The following is a 22,871-nucleotide window of genomic DNA, read 5'->3' on the forward strand; positions in this document are numbered from 1 at the left end:
TATAGCACGTATGTTCGCATTCATAAACCAAAAAGAAATCGATTCATCTCCCCCTTACTATGTTGAAGAGGGAGTCTTCTCGACTGAGATGATAAATTTTACACAAAGAAAATGTAGAATTCATAAAATCCCCCAAGTCCTTTTATATACTTAAATTGTTTGATATAGCGTATCAAAGGGACTAGGGTGGAGATATAATGTTAAAAAAACGTGATTTGCACGAATGCCATTCACTGTATAACTTAATGATGGATCCTGCAGTTTTTCCTTACGTTCGTTATAAATGCCAATCTTATGAAGAATATATATTCATAACCAAACAGTTGATCGTTGAAGAAGAACAGGAGACATGTATTTCTAGAACGATTCTTAACGAGATGGGACATCCCATTGGTACCATTGATCTATATGATATTGTTAATAAAACAGGCTTCTTAGCCACATGGATTGGAGCTCCTTATTTTGGAAAAGGTTATAACCAACGAGCGAAGGAATCCTTATTTTATAAACTGTTTCTTGAATATAATATCGAAATGGTATTTTTGAAAATCCGAAAACAAAATATTCGATCGAAGAAGGCGGTAGAAAAACTACCTTATGCCAAATTAGCAAATGATATAAATCAGCAAATATATAAATCTATAAATAATACGCAACAGATCTATGATTTGTATCAAGTGGAACGGTTAGGCTTTTTAGAAATCAGTAAAGTCATATAACATGAGGTTGTGCAAAACAACTGTCTACAAGGAACTTTTGGGACAGTATTTTTCTATGATGAAATGGTTCCTTGCTGATAAACGTCACACTAAAATTGAAAAATTAACTCCTAATGGATTATAACGGGGATTGTCACATTTATCGCCATATATTCAACGGACACGATAGTTCCAATAATGGCAGCGGCAGTCTAGGACTATATTTTCCTGTCCCAGGCTGCCGCTGCGTTTAAGTTGCGGATTTCATAGCTTGTACGGCAACTGTTTTCAAGACAATTCCTTTACCCGGTCATGTCTTCCACATATGGACTTATACGCGCTCAATCATGAACTCAAAAGCCAGATCCTCATCCGCTTTGATCGTGTATTCCTCGTGTACCGGAGCGCCCCAGCTGTCATCGCCGCCTACGCCCATCTGCCGCCCAGCCACCGTAATGACGGTGTAGTGCGCATCAGGAAGCTCGTAATGATGCTGCGCGCTTTCCAGCTCGAACGCTGTGTACGGGGATATGCCGCATTCCACCGGCTCTTCCAAGGCTGCGACCCGGATGCCGCGTCCTTGCCTGTCAAGCACTTTCACGCGGCGAACGCCGGTGCGGTTGCCCGACTCCTGGGGAACGACGTAGCCGGATACGTTATCGGCTGCCGTGTTCCGGAACAAGCCAAGCCTCGCCCCCCTTGCGCGGTCCGCGTAGTTTTCCTCCGGCCCCATCGCATACCACTCCAGCTGGTCGTAATCGGCCGGCACCTTGAACGAAACCGCGAAGATCGGCATGCGGGGGAGGCCCGCAGCGCCGCTGTAATTCGCCTGAACGCGAATACTGCCGTCCGGATAAACCGTGTAAGCTAGCTTCGCCTCGGCCGTCTCGCTAATCGGGAACCGGTAGCGGTACGCTACTGTCATGCTGCTTCCGTTCTCCGCCTCCGTCACATCGATGCCGATGCATTTGCGAGTCAGGCTGGCTGCGAACCAGTCGCAGGCGTCAAACCCTTGGGCGAAGCCCCTGTCGTTGTCGGTTGTCGCCCGCCAGAACAGCGGAGCAGGCGGTGCCGCGATCATCTCTCTGCCCGCATAGTTCAGAGAGATCAGGCTCATCGCCTGCTTGGAGAACATGATGCTGAAATCATGTCCCTTCACGCCGATATTGACATCGCCGTGCACGACCTTCAACGTATCGAAAGAAAGAGTTTGCTTGTCCGTCGCAGCACAAGCTACCCGGAACACATGTTGTCCGAACGCGACCTCATGGCCGGCTTCTGCCCAGAGCGTGTTTTCCTTCAGCCTAAAGGAGGCGTGAAGGGCATATTCGCCTGGCGCATTCAAATCATCCGATAATACGATCGGGATATGCTTCTCGCTTCGCGGCGCAACGACCGCGGTCAGCTTCAAACGTTCCCGTTCCCGTCCCTCATGATAGAGGACAACCTCCAATTCAAGATCAGCGGTATCCGCGAACAAATTGTCGTTGCGGACCGAAATGCCGTTGCGATCAGGCGTCAGCTTGATGTTCTGATAGAGGAACTTCACTTCCTGCATCTTAGGAGACAGCTTCCGATCGGCATAGACGATCCCGTTCGTGCAGAAGCCGTAATCGGCAGGACGGTCGCCGAAATCTCCGCCATAAGCAAGAAACTCCTTGCCGTAGCGGTCCTTCTTCACGATGGCCTGATCGATGTAGTCCCATATAAAGCCGCCTTGGTACATCGGATATTTCCGCTCCAGCTCGGTATATTTATGCATGCCGCCAAGCGAATTGCCCATCGCATGCATATATTCGCAGCTGATATAAGGCTTGTCCGGATTATCGTCAAGATATTGCTCAATGTCCGCAACCTTCGCGTACATGCGGCTCTCCATGTCACTCGCCTCACTGAACCGGCGGTCATAAAAAACGCCCTCATAATGCACGAGACGGCCCGAGTCCACCGACTTGAAATAACGGGTGACGTTAACCAGCACATCGCCAATGTACGACTCATTGCCTAAAGACCAAATGACGATGGACGGATGGTTTTTGTCCCGCTCGTACATCGATACCGCCCGGTCCATCACGATATCCTGCCATTCCGGCTTGCTGCCCGGAATGTTCCACGACGGCTCGACCGCCCCCATCTTCTGCCACGAGCCATGCGTTTCAAGATTCATCTCGTCTATAACATAAATGCCGTATTCGTCGCACAGCTCATACCAGCAGCTCTGGTTCGGATAATGCGAAGTACGGACAGCGTTCAAGTTGTTCTGCTTCATCGTCGCGATATCCCAAAGCATATCCTCCTTCGTAATCGCGCGGCCTCTGCGGCTGTTGAATTCATGGCGGTTCACGCCCTTGAAGACGATGCGTTCGCCGTTGATCCGCATGATTTTGTCAACCATTTCGAAGCGGCGGAAACCCGCGTTATGCGGAATCACTTCCACCAAACGGCCCGCTCCATCAAAGATTTGTATATATAGCTTATACAAATACGGCTGCTCGGCGCTCCATAGCTTAGGCCGTTCTACAGCCATCTCCGTCGACGCCCGATCTGCACCGGAAGGCTCCGCCGAAGCCGATACAACCAGATTGCCTTCGGCATCATAAAGCTCCATAACAGCCTTTGCCCCCGCAGGGACGCCGGAAAGAAATGAAAGGCCAACCAGCAGCGTCCCTTTCCCGAAAGTCGAATCGAGCTCTACCCTCACATCGAGATCGCGTACATGAACGGCAGGCACCGTATACAAGTAAACATCGCGAAAAATACCGGAGAACCGCCAGAAATCCTGATCCTCCAGCCAGCTTCCCGTGCTACGCTGGTACACCTCTACCGCTAGCTTGTTTTCGCCTTCCCGCAAATAAGGAGTCAGCTCGAATTCCGAAGGCGTGAAGCTATCCTCGCCATAACCGACGAATTCGCCATTCAGCCATACGTAGAAGGCAGACTCAACACCCTGGAAAGAAAGGAAAACAGGGTTTTCCTGCATCGATTCCGGCACAATAAACGTCTTCACATAACTGCCGACCGGATTATGATCGGTCGAAATATGCGGAGGGCGCAGCTCCTCATGTCCATCCCACGGATACATCGTATTGACGTATTGAGGCTGTCCATAGCCCTGCAGTTGAATATGTCCCGGCACCTGAATGTCATTCCATCCGGCGCAGCTGTAATCTGAACGGTAAAACTCGGCCGGACGGCTTGCCGGATTAACCGCGTAATTAAATTTCCACGCTCCGTTCAAATCATGGCGCATAGGCATTGGAGCCCGCCGCTTCGCTTCTTCCAATGTTGCATAATAGACATGATCCGAATGCGCCGGCAGCCGATTCACCGCGAATACGCTCACGTCGCTTAACCAGTCCAAGCTGGACACTTTCGCTTTCATTGCTTCCTCTCCTAACAACCTGTATTCCTTACTTGATATATCTGCTTCTCTACTTGACCGAACCAGTCATTCCCGCGACGAAATGCTTCTGCATGAGGAAGAAAACGATGGCCGTCGGCAGCGTCGCGATCAGAATAACCGTCATGATGACGCCGTAATCCGGCGAGTAGCTGGAGCCCAGATTAGAAATGAGCAGCGGTATCGTTCTTTTCTCCGGCGATTGAAGCACCACTAACGGCCACAGGTAGTTATTCCAGCTGGACATGAACGTAATTATAGCCGCAGCCGCATATGTGGTCTTCATCGTCGGTACATAGATCCGGAAGAAAACGCCAAGCTCGCTCAAACCATCCATTCGTCCCGCTTCAAGCATATCCCGCGGGAACATTTTCGTGCTTTGACGGAAGAAGAAAATAAGAAACGCCGTCGTAACGGTCGGCAAAATAACCGAAGAAATCGTATTGATCCCGATGATCGGAACGGTTTGGGTAATGCTGCCGAACATGCGATACAACGGCACCATGAGCGCCGCGAACGGAATCATCATGGACAGCAGCAAAATGCTGAATATCGTATCCTTCGCCTTGCTTCTGTAAATTTCGAAGCCGTAGCCGGCCAAAGATGCGATCAGCATCGCAAGCAGCGTCGTCGTAATCGAAATTTTCGCCGAATTGAGCAAAGCAGGGATAAGGTCGACCGTCTCCATCACCTTGCTTAAATTTTCGCCTAAATATTTGCCGGGAAGCAGCCTTCCCTGCGTAACGTCCACCGATTTATTCGTCGAGCTGATGATCATCCATAGAAACGGGAAAATCGAGACGATAGCCGCGGCGCTTAGAAATACATAAATAAAAACACGTTTGAGACTAGCCATTTTTATCACCTGCCATTTTGAACTGAAGAACGGAGAAGATGACGATCAGAATGACGATGGCATACGACACGGTCGCCGCATAACCGAAGTCCGGCGTGTATTTGAACGACAGATTGTAAATGTATTGAGAGAGCGTCATCGTTGCGTTCCCCGGGCCGCCCTTCGTAATATTCATAACCTCGTCGAACAGCTGCAGCGTACCGATCGTCGACGTGATGGACGTAAACAAAATGATCGGCTTCAGCAGCGGCACCGTAATTTTGGAAAACTGTTTGAAGGCGGATGCACCGTCGATGCGGGCCGCTTCATAGATGGAATTGTCGATATTTTGAAGCGCCGATAAATAGAAAATCATATTATATCCGGTCCAACGCCAAGTTATGGCGATAATAATCGTAATTTTAGCCCAGAACGGGTCCGTGATCCATTGGATCGGAACCGAGATGAGGTGCAGCTTCAATAGCATAACGTTAATCAACCCGTCAGCGCCGAATAAGTATTTGAAAATAACCGAATAGGCTACAAGCGATGTTACGGCTGGCAGGAATATCGCCGTGCGAAAGAAACCCTTAAGCTTCAAATTTTTGTCGTTAAGCAATACCGAGATAAATAAAGCAAGCAGAATCATGAGCGGCACTTGCACAATCAAATATATAAACGTATTCGTTAATGTCGTTTTGAAGGTGGAATCCGTAAACAATCGCGTATAATTGTCGATGCCGACAAAAGAAAGATTCGTTCCCGTACCCGATTGAAATGACATGATAAGCGCCTGAATCATCGGGTAGAAATAGAAAGCGCAAATCATAATAACCGCCACCGCAATGAATGACCAGCTTACGGCGTTCGTTCTTGTTTTAATATTCATTCTTGCCTTGGCTTCTCTCACAATGCCGTCAGCTCCTTCCTTTTTCTTTCCTTTCAAAATAAACCTCGGGACAAGCCGCCTGCCACCGGATTTCGTCGCTGGCAGGCGGCTTTCCTAAGGTCTTTCTTCGTCTGGCTCGCTTTATTTAATTTGGGAATCCGCTTGCTTCTGCGCATCGGTCATTACTTGGTCGATGCTCTTGCCGTTCAAATAGTTCTGCATTTCAACAATCAGAATATCCTCGACGGCGTAAGTGTGCATGCCGTAGTTCACGTTAGGAATTTCGGCTGTCCACGATGCAAAGTCGGATACGATCTTTTGTCCGCCGAAGAACGGATTGGCTGCATTGTAGGCTTCGCCTTCTGCCGCCGGCTTATAAGTTCCGATAGCGCCAATTTCCATAACCAGCTTCTGATAAAGCTCAACATTCGAGCCTAACGTAGCGCCGAGGAATTCAGCTGCCTTCTCCTTGCCCGGAACGTTCAGCACATACCAGGAGCTTCCGCCGAGGTTTGATGCGTTAACCGAGGCCGGGTTGTTTGTCAGCTTAGGCAGCGGAGCGATCGCCCATTTGCCGGATTGGTCTGCTGCAGCCGTAATCGATGGCGTAAACCAGTTGCCCGTAGGCACGGAAGCGACATCGCCGCTATTATAGTTAGCTACGAATTGGCTCCAGTCGGCATGAATTTTGACGACATTGGCATCCATCAGCTTTTTGTACGTTTCGAAAGCTTCCTTCAGTGCGGCATTACCTGACAGATCAGCCGTCTTGCCATCTTCCTTCAAGTACCAGGAGCCTGCCGACTGGGCCATCATTCGAAGAATACCGAGGTCGTTAGGATCAAGCGAGATCCAATCCTTACCTGTTTTCTCCTTCACCGCTTTGCCGATTTCAATATATTGGTCCCATGTGATGTTCTGCATGTCTTCGATCGAGTAGCCTGCTTGCTCCAAATAGTCCGTTCTAACATACAATCCTGTTACACCCGAATCGAACGGCAGGCCAAAGTTTTGGCCGTCTACGCTAGTCGGTCCGATCTTATACTCGGCAAAGTCAGCCGCTTTGAACGTATCCGTCAGCGGATAGAACGCGTCAGGGTAAGCTTGCAGAAAGCTTTGCGCGCGATAGTCCTCGATCAATACGATATTCGGCAAGCCCTTTGTCGTACCGGAGCTCAATCCCGTGTTGAGCTTCTGAACGATATCGTTCTGCGCGTTCTCGATGATATCGATGGTAACGTCTGCGTTATCCGCCGTATAAGCGTCCTTAGCGAGGTTCAGCGCTTTAATGTTAAAGTTCGGATCCCAAGCCCAAATCGTAATTTTACTCGTTTCCGCTGTTTCGCCGGCGTTATTGTCGTTGTTCGTCGCAGACGAGCAGGCTGACAATATCATGATGCTGACAAGCAGCAAGACAATTATTTTCTTCATTTCAAGACCTCCGTATCTGTTTTGTCTATCCTGTAAGCGTTTCCCGGCTTACTGCATTCATATTAGCATTCTGAAGATTGGGGACGTTAGAATTATCTTTACCTCGACTTGTCAAATTATTATCGATTTAGTCGAATTGCTTCTTTATGGTTGGACGATTTTTGGAAACTATGACGATTTTTATCCTTTCAGCAGCGGAATTCGAATTTTCACCCTCGTCCCTTCTCCTACCTCACTTGTAATCGTTACCCCGTACGCTTCGCCGTACAGCAGCTTTAGACGGTCATGCACGTTACGCACGCCTATTCCAGTGAATAATTGCCGTTTGCTCTTCGGGCCTGGAAGAAGGCTGCCGGAGGAAGTTTCCATGCCGTCGCCGTCATCGACGACCTCACAAATCAACGCATCCGCTTCTTGCGCCGCCATAATATAAATATGTCCCTCGGCTTTGCGATTGAAGGCATGAAAAAACGCGTTCTCGATAAAAGGCTGGATAATCAGCTTCGGAACGTGGTAACCCATACAGTCGGGCGCTATAAAATAGTTCACTTTGATCCGTTCTCCGTACCTGACATGATTAATGAACACGTAATTTCTCATATTGACCAGCTCCTGGCTCAGCGTGATCGTCTCGCTGACGTTGCCGATCGCATTCTGAAGCAGGGAAATAAGCGCGTTGATCGTTTCGGCCGCCTTCTCCTTACTGCCCTGCTGCACCATGAATTTCACTGACGCCAGCGTATTGTATAGAAAATGGGGGTTAATTTGCTGCTGAAGCGCCTCCAGCTCCGCATTGCGCTGCTGCTGCTGCGTTTGTACGAGCTCCTTGACATATTCCTGCAGCTCGTCCAGCATCTCGTTGAACGCCTGGCCTAATTGCCGCGTTTCGTAGCTGCCGCCGACCGTGACATAATGATCGAATTCATATTTGGAAATCGTGGAAATTTGCTTGACCAGTCTTGTTAATGATTTCGTCAGCCGGCGGGAAATAAGAAAGACGATTATAACTGCGGCAGAGACGATAGCCATCACGATAAGCACGATCATTTTCGTATCGATTAATTGGCCGATGGCCGTTTCTTTATCGATCAGGTTCACCACGTACAGATCAAACGAAGCTAAATATTCCGACAGCACGATTTGATCCTTGCCCATGATGCCCACATTTTTATAATCAAGTGATTGCTCGTCAATCTCCTTCGCATAACGAAGCAGATCGGCCGAAGGCTCGCCGATCCATTCCTCGCGGTTGGCCGATACAATTGTGCCCCGTTTGTCGAGTACAACAACATCATTGCCTAAGCTTGTATAGCTCTCATAAAACCGCTTGAATTCCTGCTCACGTATCGAAAAATACATCATGCCATACACAAAGTCCGTGGTCCGGTCCATCAGTGCCTTGGAAGCTATGATTGTCGGCTCATTCCCAGGCGTGCCGGACCGCTTCGCATCGTCATATTGATAAATTAGCCTGCGCGGCTCCTTGAGCGTACCTAGCGTAATCGGGTGCTGGCGCAGCTCGTTATCGGAAACTGGCCAGTATGGGCGATCGGTCGCGAAGGTTCTGCCGTTTACTCCCGTCACCGTAATGCCTACCTCGTAGGTTTCCAAGCTGGATTTGATCCTTTTTATCTGTTGGCTCATATTGTAATAAGCATTGGACATCGACAGCGATTCTCCATCTCCCTCAGTTAAGAAACCCCGGATCGAGCCGCTCTGCGAAATATTGTTCGACGCGATTACGATCGAGTAATGAAAAGAATCCAGACTGCTTTTGATTTGCTCGATGACCTTGGAATTCGTAATGCTGAACGTTTCCATGAAGACGCGCTCCGACATGTTGATCGTCGTCCACGTGGTCGTCACCGACACGGCGATGATGCTGACTACCATAATAATAAACATTTTTACGAACAGCCCGTTATATTTAAAACGATCTAATAAACGTCTCATATCCATCTCTTCTCTTATTTCATATATTGTCTGCGGTAACGGCTTGGCGAAATGCCGGTGTGCTTCTTGAATACCTTGCAGAAATAGCTGTGTTCCGAATAACCGACCAATCCGCTTATTTCCGAAATGGTCGCTTCCCCTTTGCGCAGCAGCTCGGCCGCCTTCTCCGTTCGGACCCGGTGCAAATATTCGATAAAGCCTTCATTGTTGTGGGACGTGAAATAGCTGGACAAGTAGGACGGATTAAAGTGAAAATGCTTGGCCATCTCCGTCAGGTTAAGCGGCTCCGCATAATGCTCATCTATATATTCGAGCAGTTTCTTCATATTCGCATTACCGGGTTGGGCTGCTTTGCCTGCTATGCACTTGTCCGCTTCCGCGATAAATTCATCCAGACGCGCTACCGCTTCGTGGACGTGACGGGATTCCTCAATCGCTTTGAAATACGTATATTTGTTTTTCTCCAATTCCTTGGTGCCGTATTCCATATTGCCGAGCAGCACCGTTATATTGAAGATAAGATTGCCCAGAAACGACTTGAATTCGAAAACATCGGTCGTATAGCCGGCAGCCAAAGCCTCCACATGCTCGCGCAAATACCGGAACGCCGATTCGAAGCGCTCGCGCTTGATTTCCTCGGTAAACCGGTTCAAATGAAACGTGTCCGCGATTGGCATTGGGCTAGGCAGCTCATTATAAATCAGAAGGCGCTTACCGGGAAAATAAAAGGAGTAATCCAGCAGCCTAAGCAGACTTTCTTTGTACATATGGCCCGTTTGAGCAAAATCGGTAAACGGCTCACTGACGACAAAGACGATGTCGTCCGGGGATTCTATGAGTTCGGCCGTATCCTTGGCCCAACCGGGCAAGGCGGCCAGCCCGTTTTGATCCACGTTCAGCAGCACAGCCCTAATATGGGAGTCTGTCGGCAGCAGGCGGCAGGCCGCATCCGTCAGCCTCGTATTTATCTCCGCCTCAATCTTCTGCTTTAGGCTGTCGAGACGATGCTTTGCTTGATTTTTGCGACCTCTCAAGCCCGCTCCAACCAGACAGAAATAGCGGTGCGGAAAAACAGCGGCCACGTCCTTGGCATCATACTCCACCTCATATCCGGAAAGCATTTTCTCGAAAATCTTCTCCATGGAAAGACGGTATCCGCCTGCGGCTTCCTTAGCGCGAAGCGACGGAATTTTATCCGCTGTCACTTTCAGCACGGTTAGCAAATGCTGCAAATCCAGCTTCGGCTTTAAAATATAATCCGCCACTCCGCTCTGGAAGGTTGACCGGACATAATCGAATTCGCCGAAGCTGCTTAATACGATCACTTCAATATCGGGATGATGCAGCTTAATGAGCTTCGTTAACTCCTCCCCATCCATCACCGGCATAACGATATCCGTAATGACGATATGCGGCTTAAGCTCGGCAATTAGCTCGAGCGCCTCCTCCCCGTTCGACGCTTCTCCTACGATGTGAAAGCCTTCCTGCTCCCAATTCATAAAATGTTTGATTCCCTGTCTGATTAATACCTCGTCATCTACGATCAGCACCCTGCAATATTCAAACGTCGTCAAGACGATCCCTCCCATGCAACATCAACGATACTTTGCCTCATTATAACCGAAACGCTTCTAGCATAATAATTAGCAAGCGTAAACAGCTATCGACTTCACTTGTGAGTATAGCTAGTTTCGCGGTGAAATATAAGCATAGTTTTAAAGTTGGATTTATACATCCTCATATATTAAAAAAGGTGCATACCCTCTTGGGCATACACCTTTTTTCGCTACTTATTCGTTCGTCGTTCTTACCTTCCACCCCATCGTGCTGTTCACCGATTGCTTCCAGCCCGAATAAAGTTCGGCACGTCTTCCCTCACTCATCAAAGACGAATACAATTTGTCGATTGTTCTATTTCCTGCAATTTGCTCTCTATGATCCCAAAACTTTACGGCGAGACCGGCCAAATAAGCCGCTCCAAGAGCTGTCGTTTCCATAATGACTTGTCTCTCGACAGGAATATCCAAAATATCAGACTGAAATTGCAGAAGCAGATCATTTCTCGTTGCGCCACCGTCTACCTTTAAGCTATTCAAAGCGATATTCGAATCCTCTTCCATCGCAATTACGATATCTTTCGTCTGGTAGGCCAACGATTCAAGCGTTGCCCGTACGATATGTTCTTTCGTCGTTCCCCTTGTTAAACCAAACATTGCTCCTTTAGCCTGCATATCCCAATAAGGTGCGCCTAATCCGACAAAAGCCGGAACGACATAGACTCCCTCAGAGCTCTCTACTTGCCGTGCAGCCGTTTCAGAATGTTCGGCGCTCTCAATGACTTGCAATCCGTCTCGCAGCCATTGAATGGCGCTTCCCGCAATAAAAACGCTTCCTTCCAAAGCATACTCCACTTTCCCGTCGATTCCCCAAGCAATCGTTGATAATAAGCCATGCTTGGAATGAACAACCCGCCCGCCCGTATTCATCAGTAGAAAACAACCGGTTCCATACGTATTTTTGACATCGCCCTCCTGAAAGCAGGTTTGTCCGAATAAAGCCGCTTGTTGATCTCCTATGGCGCTTGCAATCGGTATAAAGCATCCATGAATGTTTGCGTGCCCGTAGACTTCGCTCGATGGACGAACCTCAGGAAGCAAGGAACGAGGGATATGAAACAGCTCCAATAATTCATCATCCCATTCCAACTCGTGAATATTAAAAATCATACTTCTTGACGCATTGGAATAGTCGGTAACATGTATTCCGCCCGATAAATTCCAAATTAACCATGTGTCAATCGTACCGAATAACAGCTCTCCATTATCAGCCAGATCCCTGGCACCGGGGACATGATCAATAATCCAGCTTATTTTGGAAGCCGAGAAATACGAATCAATAATAAGTCCAGTCTTCCGCTTCACTGCCTCGCTGATGTCTTGATCAATCCATTGCCTGCATAAATCATTACTTTGCTTACTCTGCCAAACAACGGCACGATAAATCGGCTGCCCGTTTTTTTTATTCCAGATGACGGTCGTCTCTCGTTGATTGGCAATGCCGATGGATGCAATTTCATCCGCTCGAACAGCGCAATCGGAAAGTAAGAGATGAATCGACTCCATTACCGATCTCAAAATTTCATGAGGGTCCTGCTCCACCCAGCCTAAATGTGGATAATACGTTGCAATTTCTTGCTGCTTCACCCCAATAATCGTTCCGGAATGGTCAAACAAAATAGCCCGTGAGCTTGTTGTCCCCTGATCGATGCTTAAAACATACTTTTTCATCATCGTTCTCCTTCAATTGATGAAGTTGAATAAACCCGATTACTGCTATTAAACCAGCGAAAAATATAATAAAAAAGCAACGCTAACGGATGCTGGAGAAGCATCGCTATCAGCACAGGAAATCCAACAATCGGCTCGAAAAAAGCCGCCGCCAATACGACACCTACGGTATAATTTCTGACTCCTCCAGAATAAGCGATTGCTATTCGTGTCTGATTATCGGTTGCGAATATTTTTCCTAGTAAATAGCTTATAAGATAACCAAATACCATCGTGCACATAACAGCAAGCAATAATTGAACAAAATGACCCTTCACGACAGAAAGCTGTCCGGATATCGAAGCGGCATTTAACAAAACGATGACATACAGACACCCTTTGCTAACGATGGCAGCACTTGGCTTAAACCAGGCAATTGAATGAGCATCTTTGGTTCGCAGCCATTCACCGAGCAGCATTCCGAGAATAGTTGGAAGGAGAACCAGCTTGACTAAACTTATAATTAAGCTTTCCGTATCCATGCTGACTTGCGATCCTAATATAAAGGAGAAGGTCAAAGGCACGATAAAAGGACTTAATAGAGTATCCAGCGATACTAAAGACAACGTCGTTTCCAAATCTCCTTTGTTATAGGACACCCAAAATATGGATGTTACTCCCAGCGGAAGCAGCACGGATAAAGTGATTCCTGCAACTAATCCTGGCTGAGCAGCAAACACGGCATGAGCGGATTGAAATACGACCAGCGGTATGAGCATATGGATGACGATCAGAAAAGTAACAAGCAGCAACGGCTTCTGAAAAAGTTTGAAAAACTTGCGATAATTCGCATTTATTGCAGACACAAACGTTAATACCATGAAGAGAAACGAAGTCCATGATGTCAAGTGCGAGAGGGCACTTCCTAGAAAGATGCCCGTCACCATAATTAAAGGCATGATAACGGCAATCCATTTCTCCATAAAGCCATTCGTTTTATGCATGACTCCCATATTCGGTCCCCTAGCATATTTTAAGAGCTTCAACTGCTTCTTCTAAATACTTGTTTATTTCCGCTTCTTCGCGTTTCTTCGTTTCATCGTCCATCAATAAATCAAATGGTTGGCCCGAAACATCGTTGATGAGTTGCTGTCTCTGCAGTCCGGATAATGGAGTGTCCAACCTATTCATCCTCCGTGTTATAAATTAATAACAATGAGCTTTTCTTCCGTCATTTCCTCAATTGCGTAGCTTGGACCTTCTTTTCCTGTACCGCTATTTTTCACGCCGCCATAAGGCATATGATCGACCCGGTATGCTGAAGCATCATTGATGATAAGTCCGCCGACTTCAATCTCCTTAGCCGCTTTCATTGCAAAAGCCAAATCATTCGTAAATAAGCCGGCTTGCAGGCCGTATTCGGAATCGTTGACCTTATGAATAACCTCATCTATTTCCTGATAGGTATCTATCGAAACGACCGGGCCGAAAACCTCCTGGCGGCATACTTTCATCTCAGGCTTAATGTCCGTCAAAATGGTAGGGTAATAGAGCGCTCCGTCACGTTTGCCTCCTGAAATCAAGGATGCGCCTTGATCAACGGCCTCTTGCACCCAGCCTTCAACGCGCTCAGCTTCCTTCAAGCTGATCATCGGTCCGATGTCGGTTTGCTTATCATGCGGGTTGCCGACTACAAACTGCTCTGTCCGTTCCTTTAAGCGCCGGGCAAATTCAGCTTTAATGTCCTCATGAACAAACACCCGCTGAACCGAGATACAAACTTGTCCGGAATTGTTAAAGCTTTTGACGGCTACCATCTCCACAGCTTGGTCCATGTTGCAGTCTTTGTGAACGATAGTCGCCGAGTTGTTACCCAGCTCCAAAGCCACTTTACGAATACCCGCCTTCTGACGGATCAATTGTCCAACCCGCAAACTGCCTGTGAAAGAGAACATCCGCACCTGCTCATTGTCCAGCAGCCAAGTTCCAATTTCAGGACCGTCTCCGGTTACAACCTGCAATCGGCCGCTAGGCAGTCCCGCTTCGGAAAACAGCTCCGCCAGCTTGAGAGAAACAATCGGCGTTAGATCGGACGGCTTAAGAATGACGCTGTTTCCTGCGGCGATAGCCGGGCAAATTTTGTGGCAAACCAGGTTTAACGGAACGTTGAACGGCGTAATCGCTGCGATTACTCCAACCGGAACCCGCATCGTGAAAGCGATACGTTTCTCCGAGCCGGCTGCAGCCTCCACGGGTACTCCTTCGCCATGAATCCGCTTTGCTTCCTCGGCGGAAATGATCAACGTTTGAATCGCCCTATCGACTTCACCCAACGACTCGCGAATAGGCTTGCCGACTTCCAAAACTAAGGTGTTGGCGAAATCTTCACGATGCTCCTGAAGAAGCTGAGCTACCTTGGACAGTACCTTGTATCGCTCAAAAGGTGAAAAAGGGGTCTTTAAAGCTGCGTGTGCGCTTTGCACTGCCGCTGTTACATGCTGCCGCCTAGCTTTGGCTATAGCAGCAAACGGCTTTAATGTAAATTTATCGATGACTTCCATCGTTTGATCCGCTTGCTCCCATTTTCCGTCAATGAAAAGCTTGTATTGTTGTACCGCTCCCACAAACATCACCTCATATATATTATAATGTTACTACCTTTTTAGCCCTAATTAAGCTTGAAATCAGACGCTTTGCCTGCACTGCCAAACAATCTTATTTTCTCCTGCACCTTGGCTTGCATAAAGGCACGGCCTCGTCCAAGCGAAACAGCCAAATGATATTCCTCTTCATTCGTCTTCAAAATATCCAGCATGCCCAAAGTAAACGATTGGCGCAGTTCCGTATCTACATTAATTTTCGCAATGCCTAGCGCAATAGCTTTACGTATTTGCTCATCCGGTACGTCAGAGCCCCCGTGAAGCACGATTGGGCGTTTCACCGCTTCGTTGATTTCCTGCAAACGTTCGAAGGCAAGGTTTGGCGGATTTTTGTACATGCCGTGCGCCGTTCCAATCGAAACAGCCAAATAATCGACATCGGTCTCGTTAACGAATTGTACCGCATCCTGTACCGATGTAATCATCGCGTCTTCTTCATCGACAGTAATATCGTCCTCCGTACCGCCGATCTTGCCGATCTCACCCTCAGTACCGATGCCAAGCACCCTCGCAACCTCTACAACTTTCCGCGTAATTGACGCGTTTTCTTCAAAGGGCAATGCTGATCCGTCGAACATCACCGATTGGAAACCGAGTTGAATCGCTTCAATCGTCTGATTATATTGACGGCTGTGATCCAAATGAATACAGATCGGGACAGTCGTTTTCTTAGCGAACGTATCGATCATCACCTTCATCTGTTCAAGTCCCATGTGATGGATAACCCGTTGACCCACTTGAATCATGACAGGCGCTTGCTCTGCTTCTGCCGTCATAATAATCGCTTGAATCGTTTCCGCATTATGTGCACTGAACGCTCCTACCGCATACCCGTCCCGCCATGCTTGCGTCAATAAATGTTTACCGGAAATAAAAGACATGAACATTCGCCCCTATCGTGTAAGTTCAATATCATAACTATATTGATCACTTCTAAACTTCGTTCTCGTAAATTCCATCGGTAGCCCATCGATGCCATAGCTTAAGCGGGTCATCTCAAGCAGCGCTTCTCCCCCGCGTATGCCAAGCAGGTCGGCTTCATGCAGCGTGGCGTTGATAGCCGATATTTTCTCATTTGCTTTCTTCAGGAAAACGTTGTTGCTTTCCAATATTTCATAATATTTGGCGGAGTTTAAATCGTATTTCATCAAAACCTGTCCGATTTTCTCCGGCCAACAGCTGCGCTCGATCGCAATAGGCGTGTCGTTCGCAAAGCGAATCCTTTCGATAAGAAGAACGGATTCATTGTCTGGAATTTGCAGCATGGACTTCTCATAACTAAGCATCGATATAAATTCGGCTCTGATCAATTGAGAGCGGGGAATAAGACCTCTCTCCATGACTTCTTCTGCGAATCCCCGTAACCGCCCAAGGTTCCCAACCAGCTTCATAGGGAGCACGATTGTACCTTTTCCTTGACGTTTCTCAAGCAGGCCTTCCTGTACAAGCATCGTAATCGCTTGACGAATCGTCGTGCGGCTGACATTGAACAGCTCCATCAGCTCTTGCTCCGTTGGAATGAGCGTGTGCGCTCGCCAAGTTTGATTCTGAATATATTTAAGCAGCGTATCCTTTACCTGAAGATACAAAGAAACATTTTTGTTCGGATCAACTGCATTTGGGACAAAGTGTTCATTACTCATTAAAAAGCACTCCTTCTCCACATGGGAGGATAAGTCATAATGGGCTCTCCGATGATTTGCTCCAGCCAGCCGTTAAAATCTGCCCGATTCGCAATAAATGCTGGAGGCACACGCCTCTCTCCGCCGTTGACTACGCTTGTGAGAGCTACATCACTTAATAAGTAATTATATCCTAATGAGAGTCGTCTTTGTATACTAACCATGACATTCGTCTTCTCTTGCTTCATATAAAGCGCCGCCTGCCGACCGACCTCGTACGCTTCCAATTGATCTTGCTTTGATACAGCCCAGTAGGCGCTTCGCTGATTCATTCCCATGTTTTCTGAACGAACCGTCAGTCCGAGCTGATCTCGAATCATTTGTTCCATATAGCCGGATATGCCGCCTAGTACGGACCTGCCGTTAATGACCTCCCGCTCTACCTTGGATGAACCGGCAAAGGTAAACCCTTCGCTCACAACGATAGTAGCCATACCAATGTCATTTACGCATTGCTGAATGTCCTTAATGAATCGATCTTGCTCGACAGGCACTTCCGGTATATAAATGTAATGGGGTCCATCTAACTCGGATTGCTTTAACAATCCGCTGGCTAATGACAACCAGCCTGCATTTCTGCCCATTGTTTCAATAATCCGCACCTGTTCGAAATTTCGCATAGACTCTAAGTCTTTGCTTATATCTCTCACTGACGATGCGACGTAACGGGCTGCGCTTGCGTAACCGGGGGCATGATCAGTTCCGGCCAAATCATTGTCGACCGTTTTCGGTATTCCGATCGTTTGCAGATCATAATTCATCGTCTTTGCGATACTGTTCATTTTCTGCAGAGCAGCCATCGTTCCGTTCCCGCCAATAAAAACGAGAGTATGAATATCATTTCTTTTCAAATTATGAACGGCTTGGATCATCAAGTCTGGTGTGAATGGATATCTTCCTGATCCCAGGCAAGCTCCCGGAATGGTTTTGTGTTGTTTAACCCAATCATAAAAGGGGCCTTCCAGCCGTTCAAAATCCTCATTAACCAAACCTTGATAACCGTTCAGTACAGCGAAAACCTCTGTATTTTCGGGTAATCCGTCTATAAATCCTACCAGACTTGCGTTAATAACAGTGGTAGGCCCTCCGGCTTGACCGACGGCAATCTTATGCATACCCTGTCATCCTTTCAAATCAAACATAAACAATCGTTTCGATCCCAAGCTGTCGTCCCAGCTCCATCAATGCATCTGACACATCGTCGTATACGATGGCATAGTGCGGCTCAAAGCCTTGCTGCATCAAGCTGTTCAAGGTGCTCGTCACATCCGTTGACAGCTCTACCTCTACCGAAGTTCCGCTGAATGCTTGCGGGACATCAAGTGCGGTACCTTTCATGACTAACAAACGATAGCCGTCAGGTGTATTGCTGACTCTGAAGATCGTGACGCCGCCCGGCTTCAAACCAAAATCCATCGTAAAGCCCATTTTCCGGTTAGGGTGTACACCGGCTTGCGCGCCCGTAGCAGGATGAGCCAAGGAATAAGCGGCAGCGCCGCAATGCCAGAACACGGCTGAATTCCGTTCTTCATTAATATGAACCAAATCGCCAAGATAAGGAGCGTTTCCATTGCTGAGCTCATACAGGATGAACATCGATATTGATCCATGTATGTCGGACTCGCACGATGACACGATGCCGCCCTCCGTAAATTGGGAAAGCGTTGAACAAGCAGCCGCTCCAAGCTCATTGAAGAAATCCGGCCAGCAGCGGACAGCCAACGCTTTGATTTGGTTTTCGTTTATATAATCCTTCACATACGTGTAGAACTGTGCAAATTTCTTGACGGCTTCGTCCGAACGACTCAATCCGACTACCTGCTGCTCAGCGCGTTCAACAGCTGATAAATATCGGCTCTCATCCAGCTTTACGCATTCACGGAACGCCTGCTGTAAATCCATCTTATGAATCGTGACGCCTAGCTGGTTCTTCAACAATTGTTCATTCGCTTCGGAGAAGAAAAACCCGGGCGGGTGATCGCCAATAACGCCAATCGACAGCTGACCCAGCTTATCGATAACCCGATTAACCCGAAATTGCCGGAGAAGCTTCTGCTGAACTTCCAGCTCCGACGGATTGCCGAATACGAATGAGAAAGGATGGCGGTAATGCATTAATACGTTGCTGGTACTGTTGCCGCCCGTTAACGAATTCAAACGAAGCCGGCCGCCAACGCTTGGTTCTCTAACGGACCAGACAATGAAGGGAACTTTAAAGTAATCAAGCGCCTTCACGACAAACTCGCCATCCGCAAAGGTTACGCTTTGATAAACAATCGAATCGATTTGCTTGCCTTCCAGCGATTGAAGGAACTGTTCCAATTCTTCAACGGAGGTCATGATTTGCTCTGGCTCATACAATGTCTCGCATTGGCTTTGCAGCCAATCGGACGTCTCCTTCCAAACCACTTCTGCCGCTGTTAAATCAAACGTCTTTCGGCCGATCGGCAAGTATATCACGGATGTAGACAACAATGCGTTCACTTCCCCTTTACGTCGCTTTATACTTCTATTAAACCATACATCATGATCTTTTAAAATATATTATAATGTTTTATTTTTTAAACAGCTCCGTTATCGCTTTAAACAACGGTGCGAACTCTGATTGCGTGCGGTAAAATACCGGAGGACAGCCAAGCGGCGCGCTAACGGACACCTTTTCACCGCCGCCATAAGTTTCACCGCTCCATAAATGCACCCACTCGTCTTCCGGCAAATAAACATTCCAATTTGTCTGTCCGTCCAGATACACCGGGGAAACAAGCAGGTCTGGCCCGTATAAATATTGATATTGCGTTTCATAGCAGCTTTCGTCTGTCTCATAATGCATGAATAACGGTCTTTGAAGAGGAATGCCTTTCTGAGCATTGAGCTTAACTAATTGCTTCGTGTAAGGAGCCAGCTTCACATAAATATCGGTCATCCGGATTAAGTGCTCAAGCGTGTCATCATCGCTGTCGAACTGCCAGCAATCGTCGGGACGGTTGCCTTCATGCGTCCTCATAACGGGAGTAAATGCGCTCATTTCAGCCCATCTCATGAACAGCTCTTTACTGCGCTTGTTGCCATGAAGACTTGTATAACCGCCAATATCACTATGATGCAAGCCATTGCCGACCATACCCGATGATAGAGCAGCCGGAATAACCGAAGCCAGTCCATCATCCATCGACCAGTCTACACTTTGATCGCCCGCCCATAATAAGGTGCAATATTTCTGAATACCCGAATATCCTGCCCTCATGAAATAAACGATATCGCCGAGCTTGCCCGCTTCGGAAACGGCTTCATAATTTATTTTGGCCCATAGTACCGGCCAAGCGTTGTGCATGATTTTAGCCGATACGCCGTTATGAAGCTCAACGTCGGTAGGTAAATATTCGCCGAAATCCGCCATCCATCCATCAAGACCGAAATCGATTAAATGATCTTTAATCACACTCTTATACCATTCACAGGCATCCGGATTCGTAAAATCGACAACCCCGCAATAAAATTCGCCAAAATCGACTAAATAAATTTCCCCCTGCTTGTCGTGAGCTAAATAATGCTGCTCCTTAGCCGTCTGAAATAGATCGCCTTCAACGGCTACATACGGATTAATATAGCCAAGAAACCGGATGCCTTGCTGTTTCCACTGCTTCAGCTTCTGATCAAGGCCCGGGTATTCCTGCGGGTTCCACTTCCAATTCCACATCAGCCGTTTGCCGAAGGAAGTAATCCGTTTCCCTTGCCAATCCTGGCACCATACTCCGCCTACTTTCAAGCCCTTGTCCAGCACATGATTAAGCTTGCTCTCCACCACCTCGGTTCCGCCCTGTATACCGAGCCATATCCCATTGTAGGTCCAATCCGGAAGCTCAGGCTGACGCCCGAATACATCCGTTATTTTCTGCACTAATTCCATATAGGAAGGCGCCGACTCGATAAGGATGAACCTCGGAACATCCCAAACTTGAAGCTCGTGGAACTGCTCTTGGCGAAAATCAAAATCGGCATAGGCCGTCGTCTCCACATGACAGAAATATTTCTTGCTCGACACAAACGTAGGTTGAGGATAGTTCGTCGTATAGTAATCGCCGCCGGCTTTATCATGTACGTCCGCCTGCCAGGTTGTATACGTGTTCTTGTTTCTTCCGACGCCGGGCTCCGACGTCCACAGAGGAAAATGCTTGCCGCGCAAGTTGAAATGCGAAAGCTGCTCCCCGCATCCAAACACCTTTTCATGCTTATCTGCTTCCAGCCTTACCCACACTCGATTAATCGCCGGCTTATAGTCATCAAACGCAAGCTTCATTCGATCTCCTTCAAGCGTTATTGAAATGGTAATCCAAGCTTCGCCCCCTAAAGCATTTGAACATTTTATTTTAATCGCACCGGAACTATCGGATAGCTCTGTATAACGAAGGGGCGTTCGTTCAATGACATAATCTTTAATATCAAAATTGCCCCTGTACATTTCAATGGACTCTTCCCCGTAACCTGCAAACAGCATCGGGGAAGCAATCGTATGCTTGATTAGCGTTTCGCCGTTCATCACGACTTCAAACCCGTCTTCAAGCTTGTTGAGAAGAACCCCGCTATTATTTGTTATCGTTTTATCCGTCATCGCAATCACTCCTTAAACTATGCTGCTCAGTCGCTGACCGCTCTTAATAGTTAACTCTCAGGTTTGGACCATCTATACCCGGATATGCACCCTTGTCGATAAGAACTTGTCTCTCCGGATGTGCAAGCAGCCACTTATTTCTCATAAATAACAGCTTGTCTTCCTCTGTAACATCAGCTGCTTTATGCGGCAAGGGCTCATTCGTTCCTTTAGGTAAAATAACGATACATTTAAATCCGCTTTCCGAAACTTTACAAGGAGCAAAATGCAATGTCGTTTGGTATAACTCAACAGCCGTACCCTGCGGAATATAGAAGCCCTGCACTCCCTTTACAGAAAACTGATTATGCACAATGTCCTGTACGCTTCCGAGCAAAAGAACGAGGTCTGTCACCGCGACATTAATTTCACTGCCTTTGTGATACTCCAGGCCGTTCAGATTGGAGTTCATTCCATTACAGTATCCGATCTGAATATCCATACTGCCGTATACGCCCGACTGTACCTGCTCCTTAACCGCCGTTGCTTCCAGTTCATTAACGGAAGCGATATAACAATTTCCGTCTTCCGGAATCGAAGTATTATTCATGACGGCTATGATTTCCGAGAAATCGTAGCCCGTCAGTACTTTTCCAAACGAACGAAATGCTTCATCATCAATATAATGCAGCCGGATTTCCGAATTAAGCTGTTGAATAGACCGCAGCCTGTCTCCCATATTTGTTGTTCTCCTCTCTTGTACGTTACAAGACCCTATCTAAACGACGGTCTGATCCCATGCGTTTCGGAACACGCCTAAGCCGTAATCGGTAAACGGATGATAAAAGCTGCTTTTATATACATCAAAGCCGCATGTTACTATATGCGCTCCTGCTTTAGCTGCCTTGACAATTTGCGCTCCGTTGCGTAATGCCGCAACAATAATTTCTGTTTGATAGCCATACGTTTTATAAATTTCCGCAATGTCTCGAATATAAGGCTCGGTGTCCTCGCCGCTATTTTCTTTCCAGCCTACGAATGGAGATACAAACGCCGCTCCTACACGAGCGGTTTGCAGCGCCTGCGAAGGCGAGAACACCAGCGTTACATTTGTAGGAACGCCTTCTTTGCCAAGCTCCTTGGCCGCAATTATTCCTTCTTCCGTACATGGAATTTTAACAACAAAGTTGCTCGATTTTCTTGCTAGCTCAATCCCCGTCTTCACCATTTCTTTGGCATCGTTCAAATGCGGATTGATTTCAACCGAAATGGGGAACGACTCCACGCCGGCAAACTCAGCAGCTAATTCATCTATCACTGTCAAGAACGGCTTGCCGCTCAATTGAATGTGTTTCGGGTTCGTCGTAATCCCATCGATAGCCCAGTTCTGATACGCGTATCTAATTTCCTCGATTTTTGCGCTGTCCAAAAAGTATTTCATTCAAATTCTTCCTAATGGATTATAATCT

General features: G+C 47.5%; 18 protein-coding genes. 1 reads left to right on the forward strand and 17 read right to left on the reverse strand.

Annotated features, from left to right (window positions below; genetic code table 11):
* Positions 1–197: 197 nt before the first annotated feature.
* Positions 198–719, forward strand: coding sequence for a GNAT family N-acetyltransferase (locus tag L1N85_RS23010; RefSeq protein ID WP_235241391.1), 522 nt, complete (start codon positions 198–200; stop codon positions 717–719).
* Between the two features lie 310 nt (positions 720–1,029).
* On the opposite strand, the gene L1N85_RS23015 is transcribed toward L1N85_RS23010, so the two are convergent.
* The 17 genes from L1N85_RS23015 to L1N85_RS23100 form a co-directional block, all read right to left on the reverse strand.
* Positions 1,030–4,080: a glycoside hydrolase family 2 TIM barrel-domain containing protein gene (locus tag L1N85_RS23015; RefSeq protein ID WP_235241392.1), complete on the reverse strand. Its 3,051-nt coding sequence runs from the start codon at positions 4,078–4,080 to the stop codon at positions 1,030–1,032.
* A gap of 49 nt (positions 4,081–4,129) precedes the next feature.
* Entirely contained in the window at positions 4,130–4,954 is an 825-nt protein-coding gene (locus L1N85_RS23020; protein ID WP_235241393.1) for a carbohydrate ABC transporter permease, read from the reverse strand.
* Positions 4,947–5,822 (reverse strand): carbohydrate ABC transporter permease, encoded by an 876-nt coding sequence (locus tag L1N85_RS23025; protein WP_235241411.1) that lies wholly within the window; start codon positions 5,820–5,822, stop codon positions 4,947–4,949. Before L1N85_RS23025 ends, L1N85_RS23020 begins: the two co-directional genes overlap by 8 nt.
* A gap of 141 nt (positions 5,823–5,963) precedes the next feature.
* Complete coding sequence (locus L1N85_RS23030) at positions 5,964–7,253, reverse strand: ABC transporter substrate-binding protein (RefSeq protein WP_235241394.1); 1,290 nt, start codon at positions 7,251–7,253, stop codon at positions 5,964–5,966.
* Between the two features lie 180 nt (positions 7,254–7,433).
* Positions 7,434–9,206, reverse strand: a complete 1,773-nt coding sequence (locus L1N85_RS23035) for a cache domain-containing sensor histidine kinase (protein WP_235241395.1) — start codon at positions 9,204–9,206, stop codon at positions 7,434–7,436.
* 14 nt (positions 9,207–9,220) lie between these two features.
* Positions 9,221–10,795: a response regulator gene (locus L1N85_RS23040; protein ID WP_407946553.1), complete on the reverse strand. Its 1,575-nt coding sequence runs from the start codon at positions 10,793–10,795 to the stop codon at positions 9,221–9,223.
* Positions 10,796–10,996: 201 nt separating this feature from the next.
* Positions 10,997–12,493: a glycerol kinase GlpK gene (gene glpK / locus L1N85_RS23045; protein ID WP_235241412.1), complete on the reverse strand. Its 1,497-nt coding sequence runs from the start codon at positions 12,491–12,493 to the stop codon at positions 10,997–10,999.
* Positions 12,493–13,485, reverse strand: coding sequence for a bile acid:sodium symporter family protein (locus tag L1N85_RS23050; RefSeq protein ID WP_235241397.1), 993 nt, complete (start codon positions 13,483–13,485; stop codon positions 12,493–12,495). Before L1N85_RS23050 ends, glpK begins: the two co-directional genes overlap by 1 nt.
* Before the next feature lie 10 nt (positions 13,486–13,495).
* Complete coding sequence (locus L1N85_RS23055) at positions 13,496–13,654, reverse strand: hypothetical protein (RefSeq protein ID WP_235241398.1); 159 nt, start codon at positions 13,652–13,654, stop codon at positions 13,496–13,498.
* A gap of 17 nt (positions 13,655–13,671) precedes the next feature.
* Positions 13,672–15,102, reverse strand: coding sequence for an aldehyde dehydrogenase family protein (locus tag L1N85_RS23060; protein WP_407946554.1), 1,431 nt, complete (start codon positions 15,100–15,102; stop codon positions 13,672–13,674).
* Positions 15,103–15,140: 38 nt separating this feature from the next.
* On the reverse strand, positions 15,141–16,013 hold the full coding sequence (locus L1N85_RS23065; protein ID WP_235241399.1) for a class II fructose-bisphosphate aldolase: 873 nt from the start codon (positions 16,011–16,013) through the stop codon (positions 15,141–15,143).
* 12 nt (positions 16,014–16,025) lie between these two features.
* Positions 16,026–16,775 (reverse strand): GntR family transcriptional regulator, encoded by a 750-nt coding sequence (locus tag L1N85_RS27740; protein WP_328285271.1) that lies wholly within the window; start codon positions 16,773–16,775, stop codon positions 16,026–16,028.
* On the reverse strand, positions 16,775–17,929 hold the full coding sequence (locus L1N85_RS23080; protein ID WP_235241400.1) for a diphosphate--fructose-6-phosphate 1-phosphotransferase: 1,155 nt from the start codon (positions 17,927–17,929) through the stop codon (positions 16,775–16,777). Before L1N85_RS23080 ends, L1N85_RS27740 begins: the two co-directional genes overlap by 1 nt.
* Before the next feature lie 19 nt (positions 17,930–17,948).
* Positions 17,949–19,286 carry a sulfoquinovose isomerase gene (sftI, locus tag L1N85_RS23085; RefSeq protein WP_328285272.1) on the reverse strand — a complete coding sequence of 446 codons (1,338 nt, stop codon included), beginning with the start codon at positions 19,284–19,286 and terminating at the stop codon, positions 17,949–17,951.
* 82 nt (positions 19,287–19,368) lie between these two features.
* Complete coding sequence (locus L1N85_RS23090) at positions 19,369–21,423, reverse strand: alpha-glucosidase (RefSeq protein WP_235241402.1); 2,055 nt, start codon at positions 21,421–21,423, stop codon at positions 19,369–19,371.
* Between the two features lie 43 nt (positions 21,424–21,466).
* Positions 21,467–22,141, reverse strand: a complete 675-nt coding sequence (locus L1N85_RS23095) for a DUF4867 family protein (RefSeq protein WP_235241403.1) — start codon at positions 22,139–22,141, stop codon at positions 21,467–21,469.
* Positions 22,142–22,180: 39 nt separating this feature from the next.
* Positions 22,181–22,843 carry a transaldolase family protein gene (locus L1N85_RS23100; protein WP_235241404.1) on the reverse strand — a complete coding sequence of 221 codons (663 nt, stop codon included), beginning with the start codon at positions 22,841–22,843 and terminating at the stop codon, positions 22,181–22,183.
* Between the last annotated feature and the right edge of the window lie 28 nt (positions 22,844–22,871).

Source organism: Paenibacillus alkaliterrae (genome assembly GCF_021532375.1).
GTDB lineage: Bacteria > Bacillota > Bacilli > Paenibacillales > Paenibacillaceae > Pristimantibacillus > Pristimantibacillus alkaliterrae.

Excerpts from the sequence above, each read along its gene's own strand:
- L1N85_RS23010 (WP_235241391.1), top strand. The coding sequence starts at position 198 with ATGTTAAAAAAACGTGATTTGCACGAATGCCATTCACTGTATAACTTA.
- L1N85_RS23015 (WP_235241392.1), bottom strand. The coding sequence starts at position 4,080 with ATGAAAGCGAAAGTGTCCAGCTTGGACTGGTTAAGCGACGTGAGCGTA.
- L1N85_RS23020 (WP_235241393.1), bottom strand. The coding sequence starts at position 4,954 with ATGGCTAGTCTCAAACGTGTTTTTATTTATGTATTTCTAAGCGCCGCG.
- L1N85_RS23025 (WP_235241411.1), bottom strand. The coding sequence starts at position 5,822 with ATGAATATTAAAACAAGAACGAACGCCGTAAGCTGGTCATTCATTGCG.
- L1N85_RS23030 (WP_235241394.1), bottom strand. The coding sequence starts at position 7,253 with ATGAAGAAAATAATTGTCTTGCTGCTTGTCAGCATCATGATATTGTCA.
- L1N85_RS23035 (WP_235241395.1), bottom strand. The coding sequence starts at position 9,206 with ATGAGACGTTTATTAGATCGTTTTAAATATAACGGGCTGTTCGTAAAA.
- L1N85_RS23040 (WP_407946553.1), bottom strand. The coding sequence starts at position 10,795 with ATGGGAGGGATCGTCTTGACGACGTTTGAATATTGCAGGGTGCTGATC.
- glpK (WP_235241412.1), bottom strand. The coding sequence starts at position 12,493 with ATGAAAAAGTATGTTTTAAGCATCGATCAGGGGACAACAAGCTCACGG.
- L1N85_RS23050 (WP_235241397.1), bottom strand. The coding sequence starts at position 13,485 with ATGGGAGTCATGCATAAAACGAATGGCTTTATGGAGAAATGGATTGCC.
- L1N85_RS23060 (WP_407946554.1), bottom strand. The coding sequence starts at position 15,102 with ATGTTTGTGGGAGCGGTACAACAATACAAGCTTTTCATTGACGGAAAA.
- L1N85_RS23065 (WP_235241399.1), bottom strand. The coding sequence starts at position 16,013 with ATGTCTTTTATTTCCGGTAAACATTTATTGACGCAAGCATGGCGGGAC.
- L1N85_RS27740 (WP_328285271.1), bottom strand. The coding sequence starts at position 16,775 with ATGAGTAATGAACACTTTGTCCCAAATGCAGTTGATCCGAACAAAAAT.
- L1N85_RS23080 (WP_235241400.1), bottom strand. The coding sequence starts at position 17,929 with ATGCATAAGATTGCCGTCGGTCAAGCCGGAGGGCCTACCACTGTTATT.
- L1N85_RS23090 (WP_235241402.1), bottom strand. The coding sequence starts at position 21,423 with ATGACGGATAAAACGATAACAAATAATAGCGGGGTTCTTCTCAACAAG.
- L1N85_RS23095 (WP_235241403.1), bottom strand. The coding sequence starts at position 22,141 with ATGGGAGACAGGCTGCGGTCTATTCAACAGCTTAATTCGGAAATCCGG.
- L1N85_RS23100 (WP_235241404.1), bottom strand. The coding sequence starts at position 22,843 with ATGAAATACTTTTTGGACAGCGCAAAAATCGAGGAAATTAGATACGCG.